Source organism: Streptomyces sp. RP5T (assembly GCF_003933965.1).
Classification (GTDB): Bacteria; Actinomycetota; Actinomycetes; order Streptomycetales; family Streptomycetaceae; genus Streptomyces.
Window position 1 is genome coordinate 1 of the sequence record NZ_RSAJ01000541.1, and the last position, 5,601, is coordinate 5,601.

Consider the following 5,601-nt stretch of genomic DNA (forward strand, 5'->3'; position numbering starts at 1 on the left):
CCGCCAGGGCGACCCCCACCCCGTCGGCCACCGCGCAGGCCCCGCTGCCCACCGAGGCCGTCAACATCCTGGTCCTCGGCTCCGACTCGCGCAGCGGCGAGGAGAACCAGGCGCTCGGCGGCGGCAGCAGCACCGGTGCCCGGTCCGACACCGCGATGGTCGTGCACATCGACGCGGGCCGCACCACGGCCACCGTCGTCAGCATCCCGCGCGACACCCTCGTCACCCGCCCGTCCTGCCCGCTGGAGAGCGGCGGCTCCACGGCGGTGTCGTACGGCGCGATGTTCAACACCGCCTACGCGGTGGGCGGTCCGGTGTGCGCGGTCAAGACCGTCGAGTCGATCACGGACGTCCGCATGGACCACTACGTCGAGATCGACTTCTCGGGCTTCGCGAAGCTGGTGGACGCCCTCGGCGGGGTCACGGTGACCACGGACGAGGACATCCACGACGACGACAGCCACCTGAACCTGAAGGCGGGCACCCACCACCTGGACGGCAAGCAGGCCCTCGCCCTCGCCCGCACCCGGCACGGCATAGGCGACGGCAGCGACCTGGGCCGCATCGGTCTCCAGCAGAAGCTGGTGAAGGCCCTGCTGGAGCGGATCTCCACGACCATCCTCCTGACCAGCCCCGCCAAGCTGTACTCCGTCGCCGACGCCGTCACCGGCAGCCTCACCACCGACACCGGCCTCGACTCCCTGACCGAGCTGATGAGCCTCGGCGAGAGCCTGAAGGGCCTCGCGGCCGACGGCGTGAGGACGGTGACCATGCCGGTCGTGACCGCGCCCTCGGACCCCAACCGGGTGGTGGCGAAGGAGCCCGAGGCACGTGAGGTGTGGGAGTCGCTCCGCTGAGAAACGGGCGACGGTTGCAACCATCGGGCGCCCAGGGATGTCTGTTGCGGTGACCACAGTGCAGTACATCCACAGTGCAGTACGTGCAGTACACAGGGGGAACACCGATGTCCAACTCGCGTTCGTACAAAGCATGGTCAGTGCCGCTGATCGCCGGCGTGCTCGCGCTCGGCGGGATTCCCGCCCTCGCCGGCAGCGCCGCGGCGGCCGAATCGAAGGCCGTCCAGGACGACTTCAACGGCGACGGTTACAAGGACCTCGCCGTCGGCGCCCCGATCGCCACCATCGACGGCAAGCAGGGGGCGGGGTACGTCACCGTCATGTACGGCGGCCCGCACGGCCTGACCAAGGACCACCGCACCACCATCAGCCGCTCCACCGCCGGCATCCCGGGCGATCCCGCCGCGGGCGAGAACTTCGGCTACCAGCTGTCCACGGGGGACCTGGACGGCGACGGGCGCACCGACCTGATCATCGGACAGGCGGACGCGAAGCGGGACGCGGTCGTCGTCTGGGGCTCCAAGGAGGGCCTGTCCGGCGCGGTGTCCGTGCCCGCGGCGACCACCCAGGCCGGCGACTTCGACGGTGACAGCTGGCCGGACCTGGTCCTGTTCCGCGGCGGCCGCTCCCCGGGCGACGACCCGCTCGGCACCGAGGCCACCGTCTGGAGGGGCCCGATATCCCGGACCGGGAAGCCGACCGCCACGCAGGAATTCGGCTCGACCAAGGTGGAGCCCTACGACGTGATGTACGCGGCCGCCGGGGACGTCAACGGCGACGGCCGCGACGACCTCGCGCTGACCGTCTACCTCGGCGACGGCGGCATCGGCTCCCAGCTCTACCTGGCAAACGCCTCCGGAGGCGCCTTCACCTATGCCGCCTCCCCCGAGGGCAGCGGCCAGGTGGCCTTCGGCGACGTCAACGGCGACGGTTACGACGACGTCGTCCGGGGTGTCCCGAACGACTCCACGGCCACCGTGGCCCTCGGCTCCGCCGCCGGCCTGAAGCCGGCGTCCACCTGGAAGTCGTACAGCCAGGACACCGAAGGGGTCCCCGGCGGCAAGGAGGACGAGGACGGCTTCGGCTACGCGGTGGCGGCCGGTGACGTCAACGGCGACGGCTACGCCGACGTGGCCGTGGGCGCGCCCGGCGAGAAGCTCGGCGACAAGGACGGGGCCGGCATGGTCAACGTCCTGTACGGCAGCCGTGACGGCCTGACCGGCAAGGGCGCCCAGGGCTTCACCCAGGACACCGAGGGCGTGCCCGGCGCCGCGGAGGCGAGCGACAACTTCGGCGACGCGGTCAGCCTCCACGACATCAACGGAAACGGCTACGCGGACCTCGCGGCGGCGGCGTCCCGCGAGAACATGGTCGAGGGCCAGAACGCCGGTGAGGGCGCGGTCTGGTCGCTGCGCGGGCGTCCGACCGGCATCGTGACGGACGCGGCGTTCACCTTCGGCCCGCGCACGGTCGGGGCGCCGGTCACGCGGGCGTCGTTCGGCAACGCGCTGTCCTAGCAGGTCGGGCCCCTGCCCGAGGGGCCGGAGAAAAATCTCCGAAGAAGTCCGCGGGGTCTGTCGATCCCGGCCTCTGCCGATCGACGCACTGGTGGGAGGCCGGGAAGGACCGGCCCCGCGACGACCGAGGAGTCACCATGCCGCGCTACCTGTCGATGGTCCGGATCGACGAGCAGAACGCCCCCGCCGAGGGCCCCAGCGACGCGCTGATGCAGCGCATGGGCGAGCTGATCGAGGAGATGACGAAGGCCGGGGTGCTGCTCGACACCGCCGGGCTCACGCCGACCGCCCAGGGCACCCGGGTGCGCTGGGAGAAGGGGCAGCTGTCGGTGACCGACGGGCCCTTCACCGAGGCGAAGGAGGTCGTCGGGGGCTACGCGATCGTCCAGGCCAAGGACATGGCCGAGGCGATCGAGTGGACCAAGCGCTTCCTGAAGGTGCACGAGGAGCACTGGACGGTCACCTGCGAGGTGCGGGAGATCGTCGAGGGCTGATCCGGGACGGCCGCCCCGCCTTCCTTGGCTGTACGGCCGTACCGGTGTCGAATGGGGGGCTGTGACCACCTCGCAGCCCTCCCGCCCCGATGCCCGAGCCTCCGTCGAGACCGTCTTCCGCCTGGAGTCGCCGCGCATCATCGCCGGAGTCACCCGGGTCGTCCGGGACGTCGGCATCGCCGAGGAGCTGGCCCAGGACGCCCTGGTCGCCGCACTGGAGCAGTGGCCGCGCGACGGCGTGCCCGACAACCCCGGTGCCTGGCTCATGGCCATCGCGCGGCGCAAGGCCGTGGACCTGGTGCGCCGCCGGGAGAACTACGCCCGCAAGCTGGCCGAGATCGGCCGGGACCTGACGGAGACCGCCCCGCCCCAGGAGCCCTCCGACCCCGAGGACATCGACGACGACCTGCTCCGGCTCGTCTTCACCACCTGCCACCCGGTGCTGTCCGCGGAGGCCCGCACCGCGCTCACCCTGCGTCTGCTCGGCGGCCTCACCACCCCGGAGATCGCCCGCGCCTTCCTCGTCCCGGAGGCCACGGTCGCCCAGCGCATCGTGCGCGCCAAGCGGACCCTCGCCACGAGGAACATCGCCTTCGAGGTCCCCTACGGCCCCGACCGCGAGGCCCGTCTCGGCTCGGTCCTGGACGTCATCTACCTGATCTTCAACGAGGGGTACGCGGCCACCGAGGGCGACGACTGGCTGCGCCCCTCCCTGTGCGAGGACGCCCTGCGGCTGGCCCGCCTGCTGTCCGCCCTCATGCCCAAGGAACCCGAAGTGCACGGCCTGGCCGCCCTGTTGGAGTTCCAGGCCTCCCGCACGGCCGCCCGGACCGGACCGCGCGGCGAACCCGTCCTGCTCAAGGACCAGAACCGCAGCCGCTGGAACCGCATGCTCATCGCCCGCGGCATCAGGGCCCTGGGCCGCGCCGACGCCACCGCCACGGGCGCCCCCGGCCCCTACGTCCTGCAGGCCACCATCGCGGCCTGCCACGCGCACGCGTACTCCTACGAGGAGACCGACTGGCAGGCCATCGCCACCCTCTACGCCCTGCTCGCCGCCCGCGCTCCCTCCCCGGTGGTCGAACTCAACCGGGCGGTCGCGGTCTCGATGGCCGAGGGGCCGGGCCCGGCCCTGGAGATCGTCGACGCGCTCACGGACGAACCCGCCCTGCACGACTACCACTTGCTGCCGAGCGTGCGCGGCGACCTCCTGGCCCGTCTCGGACGTACGGCGCAGGCGCGGGCCGAGTTCGAGCGGGCGGCCGCGCTGACCCGCAACGAACGCGAGCGGGAGCTGCTGCTGGACCGGGCGCGGGCGTGCGGCCGGTGACCCAGGGGGGGTGACCACGCGAGCCCGTTCACGCGCCGCCGCCGACGACGCGGAGCCCTGACCGGGCACCGAGGGCCGGCTGGGCACCGACGGGCCGGTGCTCGTCAACCCGGTCACCGGAGCGAAGAGCCGGATCCCGAGCACCCGGACGAGCAGCCAGGACCTGCGCGCGGGAGACGGCGGGACCGCCCCCGCGGCCCGGCCCGCTCGGCACCGACCCGCGCCTGGCTTCGCTCAGGACGGTCCCGCGCCGGTGGCGGGCCTCGCGGGGGCGCCGATCAGCATGGTCGGCGCCCCCGCGACCCGGGTCAGGAACACGGTCGCCGAGTGCGGCCCGTGCTGCTTCGGCAGCGCCTTGCGCCGCAGCTCCTCCGGCTCGACGGCCGACCCCCGCTTCTTCACGGTCAGGATCCCGACCTCCCGCTCACGCAGCAGCGCCTTCAACTTCTTCACGTTGAAGGGGAGTTGATCGGTGATCTCGTAGGCGGTGGCGTACGCGCTCGGGTGCAGGGCGTCCGAGGTCACGTACGCGATGGTGGGGTCGACGAGCCCGCCCTCGACCTCCTGGGCCATCTCGGCGACCAGATGGGCCCGGATGACGGCCCCGTCGGGCTCGTACAAGTACCGTCCCACGGGCCGGACCTCGGGGTCGGGGAGCCCGCGGCCGAGCAGGGTGCGCGGTCCCGGCAGCAGCGTCGCCCGGACCGCCCCCGGCGCGGTGCCGAACCAGAGCACCGCCTCCTTCACGTCCCCGCCGTCGGAGATCCACTCGGCCTCGGCCTGGGCGGGAACCGCCTCGTGCGGAATGCCCGGCGCGACCTTCAGCGCCGCGTGCGGGGCGTTGAGCGCCGCCCGGATCGCCCACGACAGGGGCGGCGAGTAGGCCTCCGGGTCGAAGATGCGGCCCCGCCCGCCCCGCCGCGCCGGGTCCACGAACACGGCGTCGTACGAGGCCGTGTCGACCTCCGTGACGTCCGCCTCCCGTACGTCGATCAGGTCGGCGAGTCCCAGCGCGTCCGCGTTCGCCCGCGCGGCCGCCGCCGTCAGCGGGTCCCGGTCCACCGCGAGCACCCGGATCCCGGCCCGGGCCAGCGCGATCGCGTCCCCGCCGATCCCGCAGCACAGGTCCGCGACCGAGGTGACGCCCATCGACCGCAGCCTGAGGGCCCGGTAGGTCGCCACGCTCGCCCGTGTCGACTGCTCGACGCCGTTCGGCGTGAAGAACATCCGCTCCGCGTCCTCGGCCCCGAACTTCGCCACCGCCCGCTGCCGCAGCCGGGCCTGGCCGAGCGCCGCGGAGACCAGTTCCGCCGGGTGCTCGCGGCGCAGCCGGGTGGCCACGGCGAGTTCGTCGGCGGGGGCGGTGCCGCGCACGTCGTCGAGGAGGGCACGGCCCTCGGGGG

5 protein-coding genes are annotated in these 5,601 nt (G+C 73.2%); 4 read left to right on the top strand and 1 reads right to left on the bottom strand.

Annotation, left to right across the window (positions count from 1 at the left end; all coding sequences use genetic code 11):
• From EHS43_RS35750 to EHS43_RS35765, 4 genes are all read left to right on the top strand, one after another.
• The coding region (locus EHS43_RS35750) for an LCP family protein (RefSeq protein WP_148104167.1) at positions 1–857 on the top strand (857 nt) is incomplete at its 5' end.
• 107 nt (positions 858–964) lie between these two features.
• Entirely contained in the window at positions 965–2,374 is a 1,410-nt protein-coding gene (locus EHS43_RS35755) for an FG-GAP and VCBS repeat-containing protein (protein WP_125194780.1), read from the top strand.
• Between the two features lie 137 nt (positions 2,375–2,511).
• Positions 2,512–2,868, top strand: a complete 357-nt coding sequence (locus EHS43_RS35760; protein ID WP_125194781.1) for a YciI family protein — start codon at positions 2,512–2,514, stop codon at positions 2,866–2,868.
• A 61-nt stretch (positions 2,869–2,929) separates the two neighbouring features.
• On the top strand, positions 2,930–4,198 hold the full coding sequence (locus EHS43_RS35765; protein ID WP_125194782.1) for an RNA polymerase sigma factor: 1,269 nt from the start codon (positions 2,930–2,932) through the stop codon (positions 4,196–4,198).
• A 234-nt stretch (positions 4,199–4,432) separates the two neighbouring features.
• On the opposite strand, the gene EHS43_RS35770 is transcribed toward EHS43_RS35765, so the two are convergent.
• A partial coding sequence (locus tag EHS43_RS35770; RefSeq protein WP_148104168.1) for a class I SAM-dependent methyltransferase occupies positions 4,433–5,601 on the bottom strand: 1,169 nt, incomplete at its 5' end.

What these genes read in the sequence shown, in the direction of transcription:
- EHS43_RS35755 (WP_125194780.1), top strand. Translation starts at nt 965, where the DNA reads ATGTCCAACTCGCGTTCGTACAAAGCATGGTCAGTGCCGCTGATCGCC.
- EHS43_RS35760 (WP_125194781.1), top strand. Translation starts at nt 2,512, where the DNA reads ATGCCGCGCTACCTGTCGATGGTCCGGATCGACGAGCAGAACGCCCCC.